Here is a 23,415-nt window from a genome sequence, read left to right as displayed (position 1 = left end):
GCAGAACCAATTATTGTAATTCCCTTTTTGTTAATTCTGTTGCAAGTCTTGCCACCGTCTTTCTTGTCTTTCTTATCTGTAAAGGATTTTCCAATGGCGTAACCGAGTGTGCAATTTTTAAATCTGCATGCTGCTTTTTAAACTCAGTTAACCTTTCCTTTAGCTCTTCAATTGAAAGTTCTTTTATTTCTGCTTGTTTCATCTTCTTTTCAATTAAAAATTAAGCGGAATAATCCCTAGCTACAATAAACTTAGTTTTCACTGGTAACTTCTGCGCAGCAAGCCTTAAGGCTTCCTTTGCAATGTCCATAGGGACACCTGCTACCTCAAACATGATTCTCCCTGGCTTAACTACAGCTACCCAATATTCAGGAGCACCTTTACCTTTACCCATACGTACTTCCAAAGGTTTTTTAGTGATAGGCTTGTCCGGGAATATCTTGATCCACAACTGACCTTGCCTTTTCATATACCTTGTCGCAGCAATACGTGCAGCCTCTATCTGACGGGAAGTAATGAAATGTGAATCCAAGGACTTGATGCCGAACATTCCATTGGAAAGTTGGTGTCCTCTTTGGGAATTCCCTTTCATACGCCCCTTCTGGGCTTTACGAAATTTTGTTCTTTTTGGCTGTAACATTTTACCTTTACTTTATCTTATTACTTTCTACGACGTTGTGGCTTCTTACCATCTCGTTTGTCGCCTTTTCCTTGACCTTTGGACAATCCTACTAATGGGGAAAGCTCTCTCTTACCATAAACCTCGCCCTTCATGATCCAAACCTTGATTCCCAGCCTTCCATATGTAGTATGCGCTTCATGCAAAGCATAATCTACATCCGCTCGGAACGTTGATAATGGAATCCTTCCTTCTTTGTAAGACTCGGAACGTGCCATTTCAGCACCGTTCAAACGTCCAGAAATCTGAATTTTTATTCCCTCAGCATTCATACGTATTGCAGCTGCAATGGCCATCTTAATAGCTCTTCTGTATGAAATTCTGCTTTCAATTTGTCTTGCAACGCTTGCAGCAACCAAATTGGCATCAAGCTCAGGTCTCTTTATTTCATGAATATTGATTTGAACCTCTTTATTGGTGATTTTCTTAAGCTCTTCCTTAAGTTTATCAACCTCTTGTCCCCCTTTACCAATAATAATACCAGGTCTAGCCGTAGTAATGGTAATGGTGATCAATTTTAAGGTTCTCTCAATAATTACCCTAGACACACTGGCTTTTGCCAAACGTGCATGGATATATTTTCTTATTTTATCATCCTCAGCCAGCTTATCGCCGTAATCGTTACCGCCGTACCAGTTAGATTCCCATCCTCTGATGATTCCTAAGCGATTTCCTATCGGATTGGTCTTTTGTCCCATATTATACTCTAGCTTTGAACGTTGTTATTAGCTTCCAAGATCATGGTAACATGGTTGGAACGTTTTCTAATTCTATGTGCTCTTCCTTGTGGTGCAGGACGTAGTCTTTTCAACATGGTTCCTCCGTCCACTCGGATTTCTTTAATGATAAGGTCAGCATCTTCAATGCTAGCTTCTTCATTTTTAGCTTCCCAGTTAGCAATTGCAGAAAGTAATAATTTCTCTAACTTTCTTGAGGCTTCCTTAGGGTTGAACCTTAAAATTGCAAGTGCCATTTCTACCTGCTTTCCCCTTACCAAGTCAGCGACCAAACGCATTTTTCTTGGTGACGTTGGGCAGTTGTTCAACTTTGCAATAGCAAGCTGTTTTTTCTCTTCTTTCAACCTTTCGGCCATTTGTCTTTTACGAACTCCCATAGCTTACTTACTTTTTACCTTTGTTTTTAGCTCCTGCGTGACCTCTAAAAGATCGTGTAGGTGAAAATTCTCCAAGTTTGTGACCTACCATGTTTTCTGTTACATATACAGGAACAAATTGTCTCCCGTTGTGCACCGCTATGGTTTGCCCTACGAAATCTGGTGTTATCATTGAGGCCCTAGACCATGTTTTGATAACTGATTTCTTACCTGAATCTATGTTGTTCTGGACTTTCTTTTCCAGACTATGATGAACGTAAGGTCCTTTTTTTAATGAACGTGCCATTTACTTTTTCTTTTATTTCTTTCTACGTTCTATGATATATCTATTGGTGTCTTTAGTCTTGGAACGTGTTCTAAATCCTTTAGCAGGAATACCGTTCTTAGATCTTGGATGACCTCCGGAAGCCCTTCCTTCACCACCACCCATTGGGTGATCAACAGGGTTCATAGCAACTGGTCTAGTTCTTGGTCTTCTACCCAACCATCTGCTTCTACCTGCTTTACCAGATACCAACAATTGGTGATCAGAATTGGAAACAGCTCCAATAGTAGCCAAACAATTGGCTAAAATCATACGAGTTTCTCCAGAAGGCAATTTAATGGTAACAAACTTTCCGTCCTTCGCCATTAACTGCGCAAACGTACCTGCACTTCTCGCCATTACAGCTCCTTGACCAGGTCTTAATTCGATACATGAAATAATAGTACCCAATGGAATCTCACTTAAAGGAAGTGCATTTCCAATTTCCGGAGCCGCTTTGGAACCAGAAGATATCCTCTGACCTACTTGCATTCCGTTCTGGGCAACCACATATCTCTTTTCACCATCTTTGTATTCAACCAAAGCGATAAATGCAGTTCTGTTGGGATCGTACTGGATTGATACAATAGTAGCATCTACTCCTTGTTTATCTCTTTTGAAATCGATAACACGATACCTTCTTTTATGCCCACCACCTCTATGGCGAATGGTCATTTTTCCTTGACTGTTCCTACCACCTGACTTTTTTAACGGAGCAAGCAAGCTTTTCTCCGGCTTATCAGTAGTGATGGCGTCAAATCCGTTCACTACTCTAAAACGCTGTCCAGGGGTTATCGGTTTTAATTTTCTAACTGACATTTCTCGTCTTTATAGATTACTGTAAAAATCAATAATATCACCTTCCGCTACGTCAACAATTGCTTTCTTCAAAGAATTTGTCTTTCCGTGTTGGATTCCTGTTTTTGTATAACGACTCTTACGATTTGGACCATAATTCATGGTTCTCACCTTTTCCACAGAAACTCCATAAGCAGTCTCAACAGCTTCCTTAATTTGAAGCTTGTTGGCCGTTGGGTCAACGTAGAAACCATAACGATTGAAAAGCTCGCTATCAGCGGTCATTTTTTCCGTAATGATTGGTTTTATCAACACACTCATGATTTTCTTATTTCTTTAGGTTCGATTCTATTCCCTCCAAAGCACTTTCGGTCAATACTACATTTCCAGCGTTAACTATCTTGTAAGTACTTAATTCTGAGCTAGTTATGACTTTGGAACGTTTCAAATTACGCGACGACAAATATACATTATTATTTGAATCGCCCAACACTATGAGAGACTTTTTATTTTCTATTCCAAGAGAGGCTAAAAATGCTTTAAAATCCTTTGTTTTTGGAGCTTCAAAATTGAAATCCTCAACAACAAGCAAAGCTTTGTCTTTTGACTTCAATGTTAAGGCTGATTTACGAGCCAAACGCTTAACATTTTTGTTCAATTTTTGGGTGTAATCTTTTGGTCTTGGGCCAAAAATTCTACCACCACCTCTAAAAATAGGAGATTTAATACTACCTGCTCTTGCAGTACCAGTTCCTTTTTGTTTCTTAATTTTCCTTGTACTACCTGCAATCTCAGCTCTCTCCTTTGCCTTGTGAGTACCTTGTCTTTGGTGCGCTAAATATTGCTTAACATCTAAATAGATGGCATGCTCATTAGGTTCTATAGCGAAAACATCTTTAGAAAGGTCAACCTTTCTTCCTGTTTCTTTTCCTTTAATATCTAAAACTGCAACCTTCATTACTTCTCAATTGTTACGTAAGCATTCTTATGGCCTGGAACCGCACCTTTTACTACGATAAGGTTTTTCTCAGGAACCACTTTCAATACTCTCAAGTTTTGAACTGTTACTCTCTCACCACCCATTCTACCGGCCATTTTCATTCCTTTGAAAACTCTAGCAGGATACGAAGCAGCACCAATAGAACCAGGGGCTCTTAATCTGTTGTGCTGACCGTGGGTTGCTTGACCAACACCGGCAAAGCCGTGTCTTTTCACAACACCCTGGAAACCTTTACCTTTTGATGTACCAATAACATCAACAAACTCTCCTTCTGTGAAAAGCTCTACATTTAAAGTATCTCCTAGTTTAAATTCACCTTCAAAATCTCGGAACTCAACGACTTTCTTTTTAGGAGAAGCACCTGCTTTTTTAGCATGGCCTAATTCGGCCTTGTTTGCACGTTTTTCTGCCTTGTCATCGAAACCAAGCTGAAGGGCACTGTACCCGTCGACCTCTTCGGTTCTGACTTGGGTAACCACGCATGGTCCAGCTTCAAGAACGGTACATGGAATATTCTTTCCATTCTCGTCGAAGATGCTGGTCATACCGATTTTTCTTCCTATTAACCCAGACATAAATATTTAATTATTAATTGTTTACTTTCTAGTGCGCCAATTTACTGGCAAAAAAATTGGGTCAAGAAAATTGGTTGACCCAGATTTTTTCTTTCACCGTTTTTCCAAGGCCGTCACCTTGGACATGTCCCCATCTTTTCAGATGGACTTACGTAATGTACTTACACTTTTATCTCAACCTCAACACCACTGGGAAGCTCTAGCTTCATAAGGGCATCAATGGTTTTTGATGAAGAGCTATAAATATCCAATAATCTCTTGTAGGAGCTCAATTGAAATTGCTCTCTTGATTTTTTGTTCACGTGTGGTGAACGCAAAACCGTAAATATCTTCTTGTGCGTTGGCAGTGGAATTGGACCCGTAACCACAGCACCTGTTGTCTTAACAGTCTTTACAATCTTCTCAGCAGACTTATCCACCAAATTGTGATCGTAAGATTTAAGTTTTATTCTAATTTTTTGACTCATCTTGCTGAAAAATTAAGCGGTTACTCCTTTTACTGATTTAATAACTTCCTCTGCAATATTGGCTGGAGTTTCCGCGTAATGTGAAAATTCCATGGTTGAGGTTGCCCTACCGGAAGATAATGTTCTTAATGATGTAACATAACCGAACATTTCAGATAATGGCACTTCACCCTTAACCACTTTAGAACCAGCTCTATCGCTCATATCGCTAATAGTACCTCTACGTCTGTTAAGGTCACCAACAATATCACCCATGTTTTCTTCAGGTGTTAACACCTCAATCTTCATGATAGGCTCCATCAACACAGATCTTGCAGCTTTTGCAGCAACTTTGTATCCCATTTTTGCAGCCAGCTCAAAGGACAATGAATCCGAATCCACTGGGTGGAAAGAACCATCCTTCAAAGTAACCTTCATACTATCCATCTCAAATCCGGCCAAAGGACCATTCTTCATAGCCTCCTTGAATCCTTTTTCTACAGATGGGATATATTCTTTAGGAATATTACCACCTTTAATCACGTTCACAAATTCCAATCCTACTACATCGTCGCCTGCAGGCTCCATAGTAAATACGATATCCGCAAACTTACCACGACCACCGGACTGCTTCTTGTAGACTTCTCTATGATCGGCCGATTGCGTAATCGCTTCCTTGTATTCCACTTGAGGTTGACCTTGATTTACTTCAACTTTAAATTCGCGACGTAAACGGTCAACAATAATATCTAAGTGAAGCTCACCCATACCAGAAATAATAGTCTGACCGGAAGCTTCATCTGTTTTTACTTGGAATGTAGGATCTTCTTCAGCCAATTTTGCCAAAGACATCCCCAATTTATCCACATCCGCTTTTGTTTTGGGCTCAACTGCAATACCGATTACAGGGTCAGGGAAATCCATACTTTCCAATACAATTGGATGTTTTTCCGCAGACATGGTATCACCAGTTTTGATATCCTTAAATCCTACAGCAGCACCAATATCACCAGCCTCAATGTAATCAATAGCATTTTGCTTATTGGAATGCATTTGGTAAATACGGGAAATACGTTCTTTTTTACCTGAACGGTTATTCAATATATAAGAACCTGCATCCAAACGGCCAGAATATGCTCTAAAGAATGCCAAACGGCCCACAAAAGGATCCGTAGCAATTTTAAACGCCAAAGCTGAAAATGGCTCTTTTGGATCTGGTTTTCTAGTAACCTCATTACCAGTATTTGGATCGGTACCTACAATATCATCCTTATCTACGGGAGATGGCAAGTAACGACAAACAGCATCCAATAAGAATTGAACTCCTTTGTTTTTGAATGAAGAACCACATACCATAGGAATGATAGCCCTATCCATAACAGCAGCCCTAAGTGCAGCATGTACTTCTTCTTCGGTGATAGAATCTTCATCTTCGAAGAATTTTTCCATCAACTCCTCATCATATTCTGCAACAGCTTCAATCAAGGCAGCTCTATACTCCTTAACTTCAGCCTTCATTTCTTCAGGGATATCGATAACATCGAATGTAGAACCGAAATTCTCATCATGCCATACAATAGCTCTGTTTTTTGCCAAGTCAACAATTCCTCTAAAATCGGCCTCGTCCCCTATCGGCAATACAATTGGAACTGCATTAGAACCAAGCATTGTTTTCACCTGATTACAAACCATTAAGAAATTAGATCCTTGACGGTCCATTTTATTCACGAAACCAATACGTGGAACTTTATAGTTATCAGCCAGCCTCCAGTTTGTTTCTGATTGTGGTTCAACACCATCAACAGCACTGAACAAGAAGACCAATCCATCCAATACACGTAGTGAACGATTCACCTCTACGGTAAAATCAACGTGTCCGGGAGTATCTATTATATTAAAGTGGTATCCTTTTGTATCTTCTGTCGGCTTTCCATTTTCTATAGGAAATTCCCATGTACAAGTAGTTGCGGCAGAGGTAATGGTAATACCACGCTCCTGCTCCTGCTCCATCCAGTCCATAGTGGCAGCGCCATCATGTACTTCACCTATTTTGTGACTTACACCGGTATAAAAAAGAATACGCTCTGTAGTCGTGGTTTTTCCAGCATCAATATGCGCTGCAATACCTATATTCCTTGTAAATTTTAAATCTCTTGACATTTTACCAACTAGAATCTAAAGTGAGAGAATGCTTTATTGGCTTCCGCCATCTTGTGAGTATCTACTCTTTTCTTAACCGCCGCACCTTCTTCTTTTGCAGCAGCCAAAACTTCTGCGGCCAATTTTTGCGCCATGGATTTTTCGTTACGCTTTCTAGCATAGCTAATCAACCATTTCATTGCTGTAGATATCTTTCTATCTGGACGGATTTGCATTGGGATTTGAAATGTAGCACCACCAACTCTTCTACTTCTTACTTCAACATGTGGCATTACATTGGAAAGTGCATCTTTCCACAACTCCAAAGCGGTTTTTTCCTCGTCGGTATTTTTTTCTTCAACGATATCAATTGCATCATAAAAAACTTTGAAAGCAACTGATTTCTTACCATCCCACATCATCATGTTCACGAAACGCGTTACCAACTGATCGTTAAATCTTGGATCTGGCAACAATGGTCTTTTCTTCGCCTGTCTTTTTCTCATCTCTTCTTATTTTTTAGGACGTTTTGCACCGTATTTAGATCTACGCTGTGTTCTACCTGCAACACCTGCGGTATCCAATGCGCCACGGACGATATGATATCTAACTCCTGGCAAATCCTTTACTCTACCACCTCTAACCAATACTATCGAGTGCTCTTGGAGGTTGTGACCTTCACCAGGGATATATGCGTTGACTTCCTTACCATTTGTTAACCTTACCCTTGCAACTTTACGCATTGCAGAGTTTGGTTTTTTTGGTGTAGTCGTATAAACACGCGTACATACCCCTCGTCTTTGAGGACACGAATCCAAAGCAGCCGATTTACTCTTCTTGGTAATTGTGACTCTTCCTTTTCGTACTAATTGTGAAATTGTTGGCATTAAAATTTCTATTAAAAATGTAAACAACCCTCTTTTTGAGGGCTGCAAATGTAGTGATATTTCGGAATAATTCAAATCTCTTAAGATTAATTTTATCTTCATTTAAAAAAAAGTGAAAATCGCCTAGATTTTTAGACGATAATAATTGTTATGGAATAGTTGATTTAAAACTTTTGCAAGCATTCGAACCCTAAAAAAGATAAACTTCATTCAAAACAAACCTCTACTATTAAGGTATAAAATGACATTGTTTTTAATAAAACACCAAAAAAGCGAAAGTTGTTAAATTTTTAAGAAAAAGATACATAAAAACATTCCTAAATATTATGTGAAATCCATATCTCAACATTTAGCAAAATAACAAGCTTTTTGCCATATCCTTAAATATTTATAGTCTTGACCAAATAGTCTTCAAAAATGAAATCTGATTTTGATTAAAATGCATTTACTAAAAATTTCTTAAAAAATTAATGACATTAGTTTGGATTATTAACATGAAATTGTGATTTTAGACCCAGCTAATTCAAATAATTTAAAAATGAGAACAAAACTTAATGGATTGTTAACGCTATTGTTGGCGTTTGTTGTGCAGGTAACCTTTGCACAAGACAAGACGATTTCAGGTACGGTTACAGATGCCGATGGCTTACCGTTACCTGGGGTTAACATTGTCGTTGAAGGCACCACCAATGGTACCCAAACAGATTTTGATGGAAATTATTCTATCATGGCCAGTACAGGTCAAACACTTCTTTTTACTTATATAGGGCAAAAAGAAGCAAGACGAACGATTGGTGCAGGCAGTACGATTAGCGTACAAATGTCCGAGGATGCCCAAGCGCTTGAGGAGGTTATTGTAACCGCCCAAGGTATCAAACGTGAGAAGCAAGCATTGGGATATGCAGTTTCTGAAGTTGCCAGTGAAGAACTTGAACAACGTCCAGAAGGTGATGTAGGTAGGGTTTTGACAGGTAAAGCATCTGGTCTTAATATCACTCAGCAAAGTGGTCTTTCTGGATCAGGAACAAATATCGTTATTAGAGGTTTTAGTTCTTTTAGTGGAAGTAATCAACCATTATTTATTGTAGATGGGGTTCCTTTTTCAAGTGAGACGAATTCTTCAGGAGCTGCTACAGGTGCAGCTGGCGATGATTTCCTGAATGGTAACTCGGGCTCAAGTAGATTTTTGGATTTAGATCCAAACAACATCGAAAGTGTAAATATCCTTAAAGGATTAGCCGCTGCTACCCTATACGGTACACAAGGTCGTAATGGTGTAATCTTAATTACTACCAAAAATGGTGCTTCTACCGGAGCTGCAAAGAAAACGGAGATAACAGTCAATTCTTCTCTATTCTTTAACGAAATTGCTTCCTTACCAGATTACCAAGATGAATTTGGTAACGGTTTTGACCAAGCTTTTGGCTGGTTCTTCAGTAACTGGGGACCAGGTTTCGAAAGAGATGGTGTAGCAGGTTGGGGCAATGGTATAGATTCTAGACCAAATGTAGGTTTTGATGAAAATGGAACCTTAGCACACCCTTATTCCACAGCTGCAAGTGCAACAGGTATTCCAGCAGCGTTTCCGGAATTTGCCGGGGCTCGTTATGATTGGAGACCTTACGATAGTGTGAAAAATTTCTTTAGAACAGGTGCAGTTACAAGTAATTCTGTCAACGTACGAGGTTCTTCTGAAGATGGAAAAGTTTCTTACAATGCCAACTTTGGACATTTGGACGATACAGGATTTACTCCTGGCAATAATCTTAAGAGGTATACTTTAGGTGTAGGTGGTAGAGCAATTCTATCGAATAAATTTACAGTAGCGGGCACACTTAACTTCTCTAACACTAATTTTAGATCACCTCCAGTTGCGGCCAGTGAAGGTAACGGTGCAACTGGAACAGGTTCATCAATTTTTGGCGAATTGTTCTTTACACCACGAAGTGTAGACATCCAAGGTTTACCTTTTCAAAACCCTATAGATGGTTCTAGTACCTACTACAGACAGAATAATAGTATCCAGCATCCACTTTGGACGGTAGCCAATTCAGGTTTTCGACAAAATGTAAATAGAGTGTTTGGACAGTCATCGATTACTTATAACATTAATGACAACCTTAATATCCTGTATCGTTTTGGTCTAGACGTTTATAGTGAAAACAACACCAACTTTCAGAATAAAGGTGGTCGTGGACAAGAAGATGCTGCCTTGGTTAGTGGTATTTACCAAACTTGGAACAATACCAACACCATACAGAACCATGATTTAATTTTGAATGGTGACTATGACCTTTCTGATAAGATGGGATTGACCTTTAACGCCGGTCTTACTTCTAGAAGAGAGGTTTTTGATCAAACCGGTGTTGCCAGTAATGGACAACAAGTATTCAACGTACTTAGACATGTAAACTTTGCAAATCAAAATGAAATTCAGTCTTTCCAAGAACGAAATATTGCAGGTGTTTTTGCCCAAGCTGATATTGATTACGATCGTTGGGTCTATTTAACACTAGCTGCAAGAAATGACTGGGTTTCAAATTTGATTACCGAAAACAGATCAGCTTTTTATCCTAGTGCGAGTTTATCTTTTATACCGACCACAGTTATAGATGGACTTAAAAGTGAGAAAGGACTTAACTATTTAAAATTTAGAGCTGGTTATGGTACTTCTGCCAATTTCCCAACGGGATATCCTACAGTTTCTGTTTTGAACATCAACACTCAGTTCTTCCAAAATGGCGGAAACGACGTTGTAACAAACTCTGTTGGAGATCTTCTAGGAAATCCTGATTTACAGCCAGAATTACTTACCGAATTTGAAGTAGGTATAGAATCACGTTTCTTTAATAATAGAGTTTCGTTAGAGGCTTCATATTACAATAGAACTACTACGGACTTGATTGTCCAACGACCTCTTGACCCTTCTACAGGATTTTATGCTCAACAAACCAATGTCGGACAGATTAGTGGAGATGGATTAGAGATAGATTTAGGCGTGGATGTCTTCAGAAACGACTCTGACGGCGTTAACTGGTCTGTAAACGGAAACTTTACAACCAATAATGCAGTTGTAGATGATTTAGGACAGGATACAGACATCATTGTATATGCTGGAGCTAGTACCTTAAATAGCTTAGGTAACGCCGCCATTGAAGGAGAACAGTTGGGTGTCATTGTTGGAAATAGAATTGCAAGGAATGAAGCAGGTGAGTTTTTAGTGGATAGTGGTGGAGATTATGTCATTGAACAAGGACAATTTGTAATTGGAGATCCTAATCCAGATTGGATATTGAACGTCAACAATAACCTCTCCTATAAAAACTTCAATTTTTCTTTCTTATTGAATTATACGCAAGGTGGTGACATCTATTCAAGAACAGTATCTACATTATTGGGTAGAGGTTTAACAACAGATACAGTTGACCGTATCAACACCTTTATTTTGCCAGGTGTTCAAGAATCGGATGGTAGCGTGAATACAAAGCAAATCAACAATTCTACATTTTATTTTAACAACGTATTGTTCGGGCCAGATGAATTGGGAATATATGATGGTACGGTGATTCGCTTACAAGAAATTTCCTTGGGCTATTCCATACCTTCAAAATTATTGGACAAAACTCCATTTGGAGCGGTGAGCTTTACGGTATCTGGTCAAAATTTATTTTACAAAGCCTTAAATGTTCCCGATGGAACTAACTTTGACCCTAACCAAGCTGGTTTGGGTGTTGGTAATGGTAGAGGTTTTGATTACTTGGCAGGTCCAAGTGGTAGAAGATATGGTTTAAGTATAAAAGCTACCTTTTAAGTAAAACAACAGTAAAAAATTATGACGATGAAAAACATATATAAATATCTAGGTTTAGTGTTGTTTTCAGGAGTATTATTAATGACTTCCTGCGAGACTATAGAACTAGATCTAACGGAAAATCCAAATCAACTGCGACCAGATCAATCGAGTCCAGATTTATTTTTGAACTCCATTCAGGTAGATTTTGCAACATTTACAGAATTAATGGGGCAAAATGGGGCGGATTTGATTCGAATCGGTTACATGAACGGACGTAACTACCAAAACGTAACCAACTACAACCCAAATCAGCTTAATACAGAGTGGCAAATAGCCTTTCAGGCAGATGCGAATTCATCTTTGGACAGTGGTCTTGAGTTTAACGGTATTTTAGCAGATATAAGAGCAATGACGCCTGCAGCTATCGAAGGCGATCTTTTCTATCACATTGGCATAGGAGAGGTTATTGAAGCTTACACCATTGTAACTCTGGTAGACTTTTTTGGTGACGTTCCTTATTCAGAGGCGCTTCAAGGAAATGCTGAGACACCTATACTTAATCCTAATGTTGATCCAGGTTCTAGCATTTATGATGCAGCCCTGGCACTCTTAGATGATGCTATCGTAAATTTTGGTCTTGATGCTCCTAATGAGCCTGCCAATGATTTTTATTATAACGGTGATTGGGACAACTGGATCAAGGCGGCCAATACGTTGAAAATGAAAATTCATTTGCAAAGACGATTGGTAGATCCTACGGCCATTGCAAGTTTTGATGCAATTGTTGCTTCGGGAGACTATATAGATGCAGCAGATGGCTCGGAAGATTTTGAGTTTCAATGGGGGACAAATCCTGTTCAGCCAGATGCAAGACATCCAAGATATGCGGACAACTACACACCTTCGGGAGGTGCAGATTATCTACCTAACTGGCTACTAGACTATATGAACCAAAGTGATGACCCAAGAATTCGCTACTATTTCTATCGTCAAAATTCAGCTACCCCGGGTGCAGAGGCTCCTCCAAATGAAGAAACTTTGGCTTGTTCCTTAGAACCTGTTCCAGCACATTACATAGATGGTGGTTTTCCTTTCTGTTTTCTTCCTAATGGGTATTGGGGCAGAGATCACGGACAAAATGCGGGTATCCCGCCAGATGGTTTTCTTAGAACGGTATATGGTGTTTACCCCTCGGGAGGTAAATTTGATGACAGTAGCTTTAATGGATTATCCGTAGGTTCAGGAGGCGGTGGCGCTGGTGTTACCCCTATCCTATTGGCCTCTTGGGTAGATTTCTGGAAAGCAGAGGATGCAATGCTTTCAAATATAGATGCTGGTAAGGCCTTTATGTTAGATGGTATTCAAAAATCGATGACCAAAGTAAGAGCTTTTGGTTCTTTGGATAGCGGAGCAGATAACTCATTTGCTGCTTCGGACGCTGACGTTACAAATTTTGTAAATCAGATTGACTCGGAATTTGACAGTAAAACTGACGATGATGACAAATGGGATCTTGTAGCGGAGCAATATTTTGTAGCACTGTTTGGGAATGGTATAGATGGATATAATTACTATAGAAGAACCGGTTATCCAACTACTCTACAGCCAAACTTTGAGCCAGACCCAGGAGCGTTCATCAGGTCACTGAATTATCCAGCTGATTTTGTAAACAACAATTCCTCCCAGGATCCAAAACCCAACCAAACCGTTAAAGTTTTTTGGGATACCAATGGAGACTTTCCTGAATTTCCACCTGCAAACTAATAATCTTGATATACAGAAATATGAAAACATATAATAATAAAATTGCAATTTTAGGTTTGGCACTCGCTACCCTATTTGCTTGTGATGATGACGAAAAAGTCGTTGACGAGATTCTAGCACAGGTAGGTACCGGAGCAGTTATAAGAACCATAGATGAGACTAACAATTTGGTCTACAATTTTGATACCAACCTATTCGAAAGTGGCTCATCTTATACGATTGATTTGGAAGAACAAGACGAAGAGGGGGGAGACCTTCTTGAAAGTGTTGAGGTTTATGTGAATTTTGATGACAATTCTGATAACGGCGACGACATGTCAACTACAGAAGTGTTACTTCAAACATTAGCCGCCAGTGACTTTACCGATGGTGAACGCTCACTTCCAATAGCAACTATCTCCTATACTGCAGATGAATTGATTGCTGCCACTGGTATAGATGAATCAATGGTTGTAGGTAAAGATCGTTTTGAGTTTCGTTTGGTATTGGCATTGACAAATGGTGAAACCTATACCAATGCTGATGTTGGAGGTCCTGTAAGCGGTGGTGCTTATTTCTCAGCACCGTTCGAGTACTTTCCTGTAATTGCTTGTTCCATAACAGATGATTTATCCGGCACGCACTCTTACGTAACCACTATTCTTACATCTGCACCTGGCCAATTACCTCCAGGAGAGGACGTACCTGTTGCTTGTACTGCAGGAACAGTTGTTGCAGGAGATGTTACTTGGGAACAGGTTGCTGGTGGTGATGGAAGTCCAATATCTGGTGAATACACTTCTTCAGATATGAGCTTTGGCCAGTTTGAAAGTTGTTATCCTGGTAGAGGCCCAGCAACTGGTGAAGATGTAACTATCATATGGGATTGTATTAGCTTAAATCCTGATGGTGAAGTTTATCTGAAGAATAGCGTAGTGGTTCCAAATGATGACGATGAAGACACAGATTTCACGTATGGATATACAATTACAAGTGTTGCCGGTGCAGAAATGACCATTAGCTTTTCAAACTCTCTCGGAGATACGGGAACTGTCGTTCTTACAAGAGAAGGTGGTGAAGATTGGCCAGCTATCTTTTTAGGAAACAATCCTGAATAAGAATAGATTCAAAGTTTAAAACAAAAAACCGCGCTTATAGCGCGGTTTTTTATATTAATATTATTGATGATTTTTATAAGTTATTGTAGTAGTACAAAACCTGTACAATATCTTTAGTATCCTTATAATTCAACCTAGAACTAGAGATAAACTTTTTTAGTTTGTCATTTTTGGTTTTGTCATCAGTTTCGAACATTGCCACCAAATTCTTTTTAGAAGGCTTAAAAAACTGTATTTTATTATCTTTTTTATCCAAGTAGTATAACTCTGTTTGTAAAACAAAACGGCTTGCCACAGGAACCTCAAAAGATGTTGTGGCCGCTTTCCCTTCTTTATATTTTTTTATTCTACGTTCAAACAAAGCTAAATCATCGGTCTCAGCCAATTTAAATAAATGACCATATATGGCTTCGCCATCCTTATCAAAATATTCTCTATAAACTATTTTCTCCCTTCCCAAAACACAATATATATCTTTGTTCTGTGTTAGCATTACAATTGTTGTATCGGATGGGCTGATTTTTATCTGTACTTCATCGTTATAGCCATCATAACGCATAAGATTTTTACCTTCAAGGCCATCTTTACTGTAAATACTGCCCTCTAAAAAACCTCTTCGGTAAAAACGAGATCCCCTAATATTGGTTTCATCAAATTTTTTGGCCGTTTTACTATTAAGTTGCTGAAATGCATACTGCAACATAGGTTGATTTCCAAAAGATTCATTATCGGCATTGTAATTGGCAGGAGCTTGTGCTATTATAGACTGGCCAAGCAATAACCCAAGCGCTGGGTAAAAAAAACTACGTTTCATGATTGATTGTTTTATTACTTAATTGATTATGATATTTATCCTTAAAGATAAAAATAAGTGAACATAAAAATTAAATGTAGGTTTATTTTTACGAATACTGAAGATATGAAGTTTTGTTTTAGAACATTTGGTAATTTTTCACATTTTTATGGTCGTATATAAAACCCTACGCTAACTTTTAGTATTTCAATATTTGGAAACCTGTCTTTTTACCTACTTTTGCTGCTATGCAAAAATCCAATCAAATCTATGGTATCCGAGCTATAATAGAAGCCATAGATTCCCAACAGCCGATAAATAAAATTTTTCTTCAAAGAGGATTGAGCGGTGAACTGTTTAAAGAATTGGAAGTTTTGATTCGTAAAAACAGTATCAGCGCATCTTATGTTCCTGTCGAAAAGCTAAACCGACTTACCAGAAACAATCATCAAGGGGCCGTGGCAAATATTTCCCCCGTTCAATTTCAGAGTTTTGAGAGCTTGGTGGAACAAGTTCTTGAACAAAAGAAAATTCCTCTTTTTCTGATGTTGGATCAAATTTCCGATGTAAGAAATTTTGGAGCTATGATCAGAACAGCTGAATGTACTGGTGTGGATGGTATCATAATCCCAAAAAGTGGTGCTGCACCTATTACGGACGATACTGTAAAAACTTCTGCTGGAGCTGCTTTTAAAGTCCCTATTACTAAAGTGGACCACCTGAAAGATGCAATATTTTATCTTCAATCTTCTGGCATCCATGTGATTGCCGCTACAGAAAAATCTGATAATAATGTCTATACTACAGATTTTAAACAGCCTTGTACCATACTTATGGGGGCTGAAGATAAGGGCATCTCATCATCAATTTTGAATTTGGTAGACGCTACAGCAAAGCTGCCTCTTTTAGGTGAAATAGATTCACTAAACGTTTCAGTGGCTTGTGGCGTGTTTTTATATGAAGTGGTAAGGCAAAGAATGGGGTAATTCTTACTCGCCGGGATTTTTTTTATAGTGATATTTGATTTTTATTTTTTCGGAGGTTTCTTCATCTAAATCGCTTTCAATAAAATTACCGTCTTCATCAAAATGTTTTAAAAAGGCATCCTCTTCTTCGTTGTAACCCTCTTTCTCCCATTCGAACTTTTTTTCGACCGGAATCCTGATTTTGACAAAAATCGCCAACAACAATCCTGTAAGAAAACCGGAAAGATGTCCCTCCCAAGAAATACCATCTTTAACCGGAAATATGTACCAAATCATACTTCCATACACAAAAACCACTACCAATGATAATGCTACTAACCTAAAATGTTTGGCAAAAACCCCTTTAAAAAAAATAAAACTCGCCAGTACATAAATGATACCACTGGCTCCAATATGGTATGATGGCCTACCTATCAGCCATGTAAGAGAACCCGATAAAAGCATCCCAAAAAAAAGTATTCTTAACGAGGCGTACCTATAAAAATATACCAGAAAGGCGGTCAAAACTGCAAGTGGAATAGTATTGTTGTACAAATGTGCTACCGAACCATGTATGAAAGGGCTAAATAGAATGCCTTTCAAACCCGAAAATCTTTGGGGATAAATACCATACTTGTTCAAATTGACATCAAATTGAACTTCCACCCAAAATACGGTCCAAATTGATAAAACCGCTATAAGAGGTGCAAATAAAACCCAATAAGAAAATTTAAAATGATTCTTTTCTAGCATAAAAATATAAAAGCAATTATGTGACCATTACATAAAATACGCACAAATTGTCATATAAGGCGGATTGTAATTTTAAGTTAGATGGAAAAACAACTACAAAATAATACTATAAATTTACCTTATTTTTATTGTTATGAACGAACCTCTTGCGGAACGCATACGTCCAAAAACGCTTGATGAGTATATTAGCCAAAACCATTTGGTGGGCGAACATGGTTCTTTGACCAATCAAATAAAGAATGGCATCATTCCGTCCTTGATTTTGTGGGGGCCTCCTGGAACCGGAAAAACTACGCTGGCAAATATTATCGCCAACCAAAGCCAAAGACCTTTTTATACGTTAAGTGCAGTGAGCAGTGGTGTAAAAGACGTACGGGAGGTTATTGACAAAGCAAAACAAAGCGGAGGTCTGTTTACTTCTAAAAATCCCATTTTGTTCATTGATGAAATTCATCGTTTTAGTAAATCGCAACAAGATTCTTTGCTGGGTGCGGTTGAAAAAGGCTGGGTCACTTTAATTGGTGCAACAACAGAAAATCCCAGTTTTGAGGTTATCCCCGCCCTCCTATCAAGATGTCAGGTATATGTATTGAATCCTTTTGAAAAAGAAGATTTGGAAGCGCTAATAAGCAGAGCGATGAATACGGATGCTGCGCTTAAATCCAAGAAAATAATTCTTAAAGAAACCGAGGCATTACTGCGGCTTTCTGGGGGAGATGGAAGAAAACTATTGAACATTTTTGAGCTCATCATTAATTCTGAGCCAAGTGACGAAGTAACGATTACGAACGAACTGGTCTTAAATAAGATACAAAAGAACACAGTACTTTATGATAAGACAGGGGAGCAACATTATGATATTGTTTCCGCTTTTATAAAGTCTATTAGAGGAAGTGACCCCAACGCTGCAGTATATTGGTTGGCAAGAATGATAGAGGGTGGCGAAGATGTAAAGTTCATTGCCCGAAGATTGGTTATTTTAGCTTCTGAAGATATTGGCAATGCAAACCCCACAGCGCTTGTTATGGCCACCTCGGCTTTTCAGGCGGTAAATACTATTGGATATCCCGAGGCGCGGATAATTCTTAGCCAATGTGCCACGTATCTTGCAAGTTCCGCAAAAAGTAATGCCAGTTACGTTGCTATTAAAGAGGCACAACAAAAAGTGAAAGAAACTGGAGATTTATCTGTCCCTTTAACCATAAGAAATGCACCTACCAAATTAATGAAAGACCTGGGTTACGGAAAGGGATATGATTATGCCCATGACCACAAGAACAACTTCGTAGACTTTGAATTTCTCCCAAAGGAAATTTCTGGTACTACGTTTTACCGACCAGGAGAGAATCCACGAGAAAAGGCAATAAAGGATTTTCTAAAAAAACGCTGGAAGGGCAAATATGAATACTAAAATTTAATGGTAAGTTCCTCTACCTTCTTTTTTCCATTTTCCACGAACTCAAGAAACCACTTATCGTTGTCTTTAAGAACAACACCATTTCTACCTTCAAAATTTACCAAGAACACATTTTCAAGAGCTGTCTCCATAAGTTTTAATCTGACTTTAGGAGAGCTGTCCACTAGCTGATAGCCATTTTCAATTGGCTGGGCATACAACAAAACAGAAGTTAGTGCTTCAGCAGCGGGCATAACCGCCTTTTGAAAGTCCGAAGGTTTCGGCTCCATACTTTTAAAACTTTGATTTTCCGGAGTAGCTTCTTGGACCACTATCTTAGCTTTTGGTTTTTCATCCAAAGACTTCACATCATTTTCGAAACTGACCGTTATGGGTTCTTCGGTCATATTGTGTTTCTCTTTTGGTGTATACTTGTATTGTATTCTATCAAATGAGGAAAACGATTTCTTTAATGCATCAGAATAAGCAGCCTTAAATTCTTTTACTTTGCTTCTCCCTTCAACAGTTCTAAAAACCTCATTGGACTGACAATCTTTTAATACCACAATAGTCTTTGTGCTAAACATAGAGGAAATATCTTCTAGATTGACCAACAGTCCCATACACCTGTCTTTACTCAACTCTGTTGGCAAAGCATCATCGTACACTACATTAAAACCTCGCTGCGCGAACAAGTGTTTTATGGTCGTACTCGTCTGATATTTGTTTTCTTCTTTATACGAATCAAATTTCTTGGGGACTATAATATATTTATAATCATTAAGTTGACCGTACAAAGAACCGCCCAAAACTGCTGCAAACATTACTAAAAATAAAAGTCTAGATTTCATATTGAAAAGATAATCAATTACCGTTCCAAGATATAATATTAAATCCGAACTGTAAAGAAGCATAATGACTGTCCGCTATATTTCTATAGGCCAAAAGATTATCTGCCAAAACATAAAAATTTACGGGACCTGCTTGAAGGTTAAGGCCCAACCCAACATTGGAAAATGAATATTTATCTACCGTATATGTGGTTTTTAAAGCAAGTGACCTGCCCAGTCTTCTCTGGTAAAAACCTGTAAGTGCCCCTTGTATTCCCCTTGGTCTTTTCATTAAGAACAATTGACCGCCAACACTGTTTCTGTAGAAATCCTCGTTGGGCCTGGACACATTGTTAACCAGACACCCACCGCAGTTCCTCCTTGTTGTTTTGGTTTTACCCTCACCAAAGTCATAGCGTATTGAACCATAAGCCTTCACAGGTCGAAAAGAAATGTAACCGGATTCATTTTCATTAAATGGAACGGACTCTTCAATTTCATCTACGAGGTCTTGCCATATATCAGTTCCAGTATTTGAGATGTCATCAGGCAAAACAATAGAAACACCTTCATTAGTTGCACTTCCGTTGAGCGTAAAGTTTCTTATATCTTTTGAATTATAAATAAATCCTACATCCAACAAACTACCTGTAATTGTAGTTTGCGGATTCAAATTATGAGTGAAGCCCAAATCAAATCCCAAACCTAGATTACCCCCAAACAATACTTTTTTGGTAAACAAACGCTCTAGCCGTTCTCTTCTGTTTCCCGAAGTATCGTCATCTATGATATCCAAAAAACCATCGATGCCAGATGTTTGTAATTGCATATCTGAAGTGATGGAATTCGCATAGATATTGTTCTGTCCTTCTGTTGTACTAAACGAACCGGAATTCTTCGTAGACCTAAAGTGAAAGATACTGGAATAGATTTTTGCCCTTGCCCCAACGGTCAATGTATTGCTTATCTTTCGATTGATGCCAAAATGGAATACGCTGACCATTTCGCCCCTAAGGCTTAAATCACCAAGGTCAAAACTTCTTCCAATGTTTGCTCCACCATTACCCTCAAAAGCCAATATGGCCAAATCTTTGGGCCAGTATACAATAATATCGGTCTCTCCATACATTCCAAAGGAATAGTAATCATCTGGCCTGTTCCTCCCCCTAAAACCTACATTGAATCCTTCTATCTGACTTGTTGTGCTAAAATCATCTTTTCGATTCATCACATCCAACAAACGTTCCCTAACCTTTGTTGTAAAATCAATTCCATCGTTGGCAAAGAGGTCATTAACGGTAACCCCGCTTGTACCAGCTTGAAAGGATAATCCCGATAAAACCGGAACCCCCACATGCCACTTTTCCATGGCCTTGACACCAGGGTTTACCATTAACGATTGTGGAATCTCATAGAAATCATATAGCAACTGCTTGTTTTGGGAGTGCATGAAAGAAACACCTAAAAAAGTGGCTAAAAATAATAAGCTATATAGCCTCATTTTAAACGGAATAAGAATTCTGCGGCAGATCGCATGATTATTTTAGGTTCTTCGTTTGATGACACGCTTGTGTTATCCCCTAAATTGTTACCGGTTACTCTAATATTCGATGTTGCCGCCAAGATTTCCAAGCTTTTACCTCCAGGGCCATAAGGAACTTCAATAGTTTGCATCTCTGATGGGGCTGGTTCGATTTCGAAAAGTTCAAAATCCAAAGTGTTCCCCATCTCATCCAGAAACTCCACAATGATATCCAAGCGCTTACTTGTAGTATTTTCAATTTCGTATGTAATTGTACCTTCAATTAAGCGTTCGGCTACAAACTGTTCATTGAAAGCATCAAAATTGAAGGTTTCAGTATAAAAGTTGCCAAATGCAGCGGCCGTGTTTATGAACTGTTCATCCGATTCCAGATAAAAAATACTTGATGCAACTAAGGGGGTGACGCTTAAATCATCGAACTGATCAAAGTTTTGCTCTTCGGAACATCCGAAAAAAACAAAAAAACAATTAAATGCAAGGAAGCAATTGAAAAACAATCGTTGCATGAGTATAAAGTTTTCTAAGAATTATAAGCTGCTCTAATACTATAGTATAACTCTACAAAATGCTTTTTATTTCAATAAGATCGTCGATGATTCTACATAAATCGTGCTGTTGCTCTTTATGTGAGTTGAAATGCACAGCTTGTATTCCTACGGATATGGCTCCCATGATATCTGCTTCAAGACTATCTCCTATCATTAAGGCATTTTTAGCATTTACATTGGCTTCTGTCAATGCTAATTCGAAAATATAAGGATGTGGTTTTTTCACCCCTGCTTTTTCTGAATCTATAATTTGGTTAAAATAGTGATGAATCTTTGAGCCTTTCAGCTTTTTCTCCTGAATTTCTTGAAATCCATTGGTAATAATATGTAGCCTATACTGTGGTTTTAAGTATTCTAAGACCTCAATGGTATCGGGGAAGAGATGGGTAAAAGAGGACAAGTATTCAATATATTCATGAGCCAGAATATGTATGGAATCATCGTCAATGTTTTTACCAATAACATCAAAAGTCTTCTTCAATCTTTGATAACGGAGTTCTGATTTGCTTATTTTGTTTTCACGATAGAGTTTCCAGTATTCAAAATTTATGGGCACGTATACTTCTAAAAAATTATTTAAAGAAACGTCAACCTTGTTTTTGTATAGAATCTTCTCGAATGTCAAAGCAGAGTTCTTTTCAAAATCCCAGAGTGTGTGGTCTAAATCAAAGAAGATATCAGTGATTTGCTCCTTAAACATAGTATCGCTTTAAAAAAGATTGATAGAGTTTCAACCAATTCAGTTTATGGTCGCCCCCTAACAGTTCATTGGAAAAAACAGTTACGAAATCTCCATTTACCTGTTTGACCTGTCTATAAATTCTATCCATTTTCTCAAAAACTTCTGAGTCATTTCTGTAATTGACAAGCGCATAGTCATGTACAGCAAAGGGATGGATTTTAAGGGGCTGCTTTGCTTCCATATTTATATCATAAAAACCAAAAGGCGTGCAGGTGCCAGCTCTAAAACCAATCTCATGGGTGTATCCCATGGAAAAGTCCTCGGTAAATTCCGCTTCTATAAGATTACGATATGTAGTTGGAACGTTGACTTTATTATATCGTAGTCTTGAATAGTTTATAGGTCTATTGATCAAATTGCTCAGTTGTCTTTTTTCTTCTTTCAAAACTCCTTTGTCCATAGATGATAGAAAGGAAGTACTCAAGGAAACCACACTATAATCCGCAACCGACTTTATAAGGTACCCAAACTTGTTATTATTGGGTGAAATATTTTTATCGTGCGCAGAATATTTTGCAAACTGAAAGAAAAACATCGTCTTTACAGGGAACATTTTATGAATCCTGATCAGTTCGTCAAAGTTGTCATATGGGTCTTTTTTTAAACCCAAAAGAACAGACACCCTGTACACCAAACTTTTCAGCTTTAAACTTCCTAAATCCAAAAAGAATCCTCCCAAACTTCTGGTCCAACCACGGTGTGCATAGCTATGTGAAGTAGTTACATTTATTATAGATGTAAACCTGTACGCTCTTTGAGAATGACTGATATCAGGAAACCGTTGCTTTAATGCACCAATTAACTTGTAAGCCCAAAGGTCCACAACGGGCAGCTCAAGAAATTTATGCTGGTACGCCAAACTTTCCTTTGCAGGAAACCTCCCTACGCTATCTTTAACATGGGGAAGATATTCCTCATATCGACTTAACAGAAAAAAGCTTGCCGAGAAAATATCATAGGGAATGGAACTTTTCTCACCTGTAGCAAAAAAACATGGAATGCCTTCCCAATCAGACATTTTGATCTCTAAATCGTTTATGCCCTGTTCAAACAAGAGGTCGTTGCTGCGAACAAAAAACTCGTTCTGCAAGGGTTGTTTGGAATATGTAATTTTAGGGCCCGAATGCTTTATAAAATCTTCAACTTTGGTTGTAAATGTTATTTCTACACCTAAAATCTTTTCGAAAATCTGCTTCGCCGTATAGGTTAACCGATTTGTGATCTTATGTGTATATATCAATAACATAGT

Annotated in this window: 25 protein-coding genes; 5 read left to right on the top strand and 20 right to left on the bottom strand. The window is 38.4% G+C overall.

Annotation, left to right across the window (positions count from 1 at the left end; all coding sequences use genetic code 11):
* Positions 1 to 10: 10 nt before the first annotated feature.
* From rpmC to rpsL, 13 genes are all read right to left on the bottom strand, one after another.
* Positions 11 to 202: a 50S ribosomal protein L29 gene (rpmC, locus tag KIM67_RS04955; protein WP_147743541.1), complete on the bottom strand. Its 192-nt coding sequence runs from the start codon at positions 200 to 202 to the stop codon at positions 11 to 13.
* Positions 203 to 220: 18 nt separating this feature from the next.
* Entirely contained in the window at positions 221 to 640 is a 420-nt protein-coding gene (gene rplP / locus KIM67_RS04950; RefSeq protein ID WP_055397052.1) for a 50S ribosomal protein L16, read from the bottom strand.
* Positions 641 to 660: 20 nt separating this feature from the next.
* A complete protein-coding gene (gene rpsC / locus KIM67_RS04945) occupies positions 661 to 1,377 on the bottom strand; it encodes a 30S ribosomal protein S3 (protein ID WP_073181012.1) in 717 nt (238 codons plus the stop codon).
* An 8-nt stretch (positions 1,378 to 1,385) separates the two neighbouring features.
* The gene (rplV, locus tag KIM67_RS04940) at positions 1,386 to 1,793 is read right to left on the bottom strand and encodes a 50S ribosomal protein L22 (RefSeq protein WP_147743539.1); all 408 of its coding nucleotides are present in this window, start codon (positions 1,791 to 1,793) and stop codon (positions 1,386 to 1,388) included.
* Positions 1,794 to 1,800: 7 nt separating this feature from the next.
* Positions 1,801 to 2,079 carry a 30S ribosomal protein S19 gene (gene rpsS, locus KIM67_RS04935; RefSeq protein WP_055397047.1) on the bottom strand — a complete coding sequence of 93 codons (279 nt, stop codon included), beginning with the start codon at positions 2,077 to 2,079 and terminating at the stop codon, positions 1,801 to 1,803.
* Positions 2,080 to 2,091: 12 nt separating this feature from the next.
* Positions 2,092 to 2,916, bottom strand: a complete 825-nt coding sequence (rplB, locus tag KIM67_RS04930; RefSeq protein ID WP_213830249.1) for a 50S ribosomal protein L2 — start codon at positions 2,914 to 2,916, stop codon at positions 2,092 to 2,094.
* Between the two features lie 9 nt (positions 2,917 to 2,925).
* Positions 2,926 to 3,216, bottom strand: coding sequence for a 50S ribosomal protein L23 (rplW, locus tag KIM67_RS04925; protein WP_213830248.1), 291 nt, complete (start codon positions 3,214 to 3,216; stop codon positions 2,926 to 2,928).
* Between the two features lie 7 nt (positions 3,217 to 3,223).
* On the bottom strand, positions 3,224 to 3,853 hold the full coding sequence (gene rplD / locus KIM67_RS04920; protein ID WP_213830247.1) for a 50S ribosomal protein L4: 630 nt from the start codon (positions 3,851 to 3,853) through the stop codon (positions 3,224 to 3,226).
* Positions 3,853 to 4,470 (bottom strand): 50S ribosomal protein L3, encoded by a 618-nt coding sequence (gene rplC / locus KIM67_RS04915; protein ID WP_213830246.1) that lies wholly within the window; start codon positions 4,468 to 4,470, stop codon positions 3,853 to 3,855. The genes rplD and rplC overlap by 1 nt, the downstream gene beginning before the upstream one ends.
* Positions 4,471 to 4,631: 161 nt before the next feature.
* On the bottom strand, positions 4,632 to 4,937 hold the full coding sequence (gene rpsJ / locus KIM67_RS04910; protein WP_007094989.1) for a 30S ribosomal protein S10: 306 nt from the start codon (positions 4,935 to 4,937) through the stop codon (positions 4,632 to 4,634).
* Between the two features lie 12 nt (positions 4,938 to 4,949).
* Entirely contained in the window at positions 4,950 to 7,076 is a 2,127-nt protein-coding gene (gene fusA, locus KIM67_RS04905; RefSeq protein ID WP_213830245.1) for an elongation factor G, read from the bottom strand.
* Between the two features lie 8 nt (positions 7,077 to 7,084).
* The gene (gene rpsG, locus KIM67_RS04900; protein WP_097047024.1) at positions 7,085 to 7,561 is read right to left on the bottom strand and encodes a 30S ribosomal protein S7; all 477 of its coding nucleotides are present in this window, start codon (positions 7,559 to 7,561) and stop codon (positions 7,085 to 7,087) included.
* A gap of 6 nt (positions 7,562 to 7,567) precedes the next feature.
* Positions 7,568 to 7,942: a 30S ribosomal protein S12 gene (gene rpsL / locus KIM67_RS04895; protein WP_031445118.1), complete on the bottom strand. Its 375-nt coding sequence runs from the start codon at positions 7,940 to 7,942 to the stop codon at positions 7,568 to 7,570.
* A gap of 538 nt (positions 7,943 to 8,480) precedes the next feature.
* Here rpsL and KIM67_RS04890 point away from each other — a divergent pair.
* From KIM67_RS04890 to KIM67_RS04880, 3 genes are read left to right on the top strand one after another with little or no spacing between them, the layout of a single operon-like run.
* Entirely contained in the window at positions 8,481 to 11,753 is a 3,273-nt protein-coding gene (locus KIM67_RS04890; RefSeq protein WP_213830244.1) for a SusC/RagA family TonB-linked outer membrane protein, read from the top strand.
* Between the two features lie 27 nt (positions 11,754 to 11,780).
* Entirely contained in the window at positions 11,781 to 13,499 is a 1,719-nt protein-coding gene (locus KIM67_RS04885) for a SusD/RagB family nutrient-binding outer membrane lipoprotein (protein WP_213830243.1), read from the top strand.
* Between the two features lie 20 nt (positions 13,500 to 13,519).
* A complete protein-coding gene (locus KIM67_RS04880) occupies positions 13,520 to 14,596 on the top strand; it encodes a hypothetical protein (protein WP_213830242.1) in 1,077 nt (358 codons plus the stop codon).
* 73 nt (positions 14,597 to 14,669) lie between these two features.
* Here KIM67_RS04880 and KIM67_RS04875 read toward each other — a convergent pair whose 3' ends face one another.
* The gene (locus KIM67_RS04875; protein ID WP_163418011.1) at positions 14,670 to 15,410 is read right to left on the bottom strand and encodes a hypothetical protein; all 741 of its coding nucleotides are present in this window, start codon (positions 15,408 to 15,410) and stop codon (positions 14,670 to 14,672) included.
* Between the two features lie 227 nt (positions 15,411 to 15,637).
* Between KIM67_RS04875 and rlmB the strand changes: the two genes are divergently transcribed.
* Positions 15,638 to 16,375 (top strand): 23S rRNA (guanosine(2251)-2'-O)-methyltransferase RlmB, encoded by a 738-nt coding sequence (gene rlmB / locus KIM67_RS04870; protein ID WP_213830241.1) that lies wholly within the window; start codon positions 15,638 to 15,640, stop codon positions 16,373 to 16,375.
* Between the two features lie 3 nt (positions 16,376 to 16,378).
* Here rlmB and KIM67_RS04865 read toward each other — a convergent pair whose 3' ends face one another.
* Positions 16,379 to 16,957 (bottom strand): rhomboid family intramembrane serine protease, encoded by a 579-nt coding sequence (locus KIM67_RS04865; protein WP_313788424.1) that lies wholly within the window; start codon positions 16,955 to 16,957, stop codon positions 16,379 to 16,381.
* 283 nt (positions 16,958 to 17,240) lie between these two features.
* On the opposite strand from KIM67_RS04865, the gene KIM67_RS04860 reads away from it, so the two are divergent.
* Entirely contained in the window at positions 17,241 to 18,518 is a 1,278-nt protein-coding gene (locus tag KIM67_RS04860; protein ID WP_213830239.1) for a replication-associated recombination protein A, read from the top strand.
* On the opposite strand, the gene KIM67_RS04855 is transcribed toward KIM67_RS04860, so the two are convergent.
* The 5 genes from KIM67_RS04855 to KIM67_RS04835 are packed head-to-tail and all read right to left on the bottom strand — an operon-like array spanning position 18,515 to position 23,412.
* Positions 18,515 to 19,354: a hypothetical protein gene (locus KIM67_RS04855; RefSeq protein ID WP_213830238.1), complete on the bottom strand. Its 840-nt coding sequence runs from the start codon at positions 19,352 to 19,354 to the stop codon at positions 18,515 to 18,517. The genes KIM67_RS04860 and KIM67_RS04855 overlap by 4 nt on opposite strands.
* 13 nt (positions 19,355 to 19,367) lie before the next feature.
* Positions 19,368 to 20,834: a DUF5723 family protein gene (locus KIM67_RS04850; RefSeq protein ID WP_213830237.1), complete on the bottom strand. Its 1,467-nt coding sequence runs from the start codon at positions 20,832 to 20,834 to the stop codon at positions 19,368 to 19,370.
* Complete coding sequence (locus KIM67_RS04845) at positions 20,831 to 21,382, bottom strand: hypothetical protein (protein ID WP_213830236.1); 552 nt, start codon at positions 21,380 to 21,382, stop codon at positions 20,831 to 20,833. The genes KIM67_RS04850 and KIM67_RS04845 overlap by 4 nt, the downstream gene beginning before the upstream one ends.
* Before the next feature lie 52 nt (positions 21,383 to 21,434).
* Positions 21,435 to 22,124 carry a YjjG family noncanonical pyrimidine nucleotidase gene (locus KIM67_RS04840; RefSeq protein ID WP_213830235.1) on the bottom strand — a complete coding sequence of 230 codons (690 nt, stop codon included), beginning with the start codon at positions 22,122 to 22,124 and terminating at the stop codon, positions 21,435 to 21,437.
* Positions 22,117 to 23,412, bottom strand: a complete 1,296-nt coding sequence (locus KIM67_RS04835) for a polysaccharide deacetylase family protein (RefSeq protein ID WP_213830234.1) — start codon at positions 23,410 to 23,412, stop codon at positions 22,117 to 22,119. Before KIM67_RS04835 ends, KIM67_RS04840 begins: the two co-directional genes overlap by 8 nt.
* Between the last annotated feature and the right edge of the window lie 3 nt (positions 23,413 to 23,415).

It is taken from the genome of Flagellimonas sp. 389 (assembly GCF_018449435.1).
GTDB lineage: Bacteria > Bacteroidota > Bacteroidia > Flavobacteriales > Flavobacteriaceae > Flagellimonas.
The sequence above is the reverse complement of the archived record's forward strand: the minus strand, read 5'-3'. Positions and strand labels throughout refer to the sequence as shown.